Here is a 534-nt window from a genome sequence, read left to right as displayed (position 1 = left end):
ACTGCTTCACCTGGGCGAGCAGTTGGGAGAAGGAGGAGCGCGAGTCGATGCGAGAGCGAAGGGCGAGGGTGTTGACGAAGAAGCCGATGAGGCCTTCGGTCTCAGCGCGGTTGCGGCCAGCGATGGGGGCGCCGACGACGACGTCGTCCTGGCCGGAGTAGCGGGAGAGGAGAAGCTGGAAGGCGGCCAGCAGCGTCATGAAGGGAGTGGTGCCCTGGCGCTGGCAGAAGGCGAGCAGTTCCTCGGAGAGGGAGTGGGAGAAGGAGACGGGGACGGAAGCGCCGCGGTGGGACTGGACGGAGGGGCGGGGCTTGTCGGTGGGCAACTCCAGCAGGGCAGGTGCACCGGAGAGCTGGTGGCGCCAGTAGTCCAACTGACGCTGGAGCACGTCGCCTCGCAGCCAACTGCGCTGCCAGGCCGCGAAGTCGGCGTACTGCACAGGCAGAGGTGGAAGGTGGGACTGGGTGCCTGAAGTCCGTGCGGCGTAGAGCTCCGCAAGCTCGCGCACGAGCACGCCAGAGGACCATGCATCGG

Annotated in this window: 1 protein-coding gene; it reads right to left on the bottom strand. The window is 67.6% G+C overall.

Annotated features, from left to right (window positions below; all coding sequences use genetic code 11):
- Window positions 1–534, bottom strand: a 534-nt coding sequence (locus G4D83_RS45285; RefSeq protein WP_240357203.1) for a condensation domain-containing protein, incomplete at both ends; no start/stop codon positions are given.

The organism is Myxococcus eversor (assembly GCF_010894455.1).
In the GTDB taxonomy this organism is placed as follows: domain Bacteria; phylum Myxococcota; class Myxococcia; order Myxococcales; family Myxococcaceae; genus Myxococcus; species Myxococcus eversor.
The sequence above is the reverse complement of the archived record's forward strand: the minus strand, read 5'-3'. Positions and strand labels throughout refer to the sequence as shown.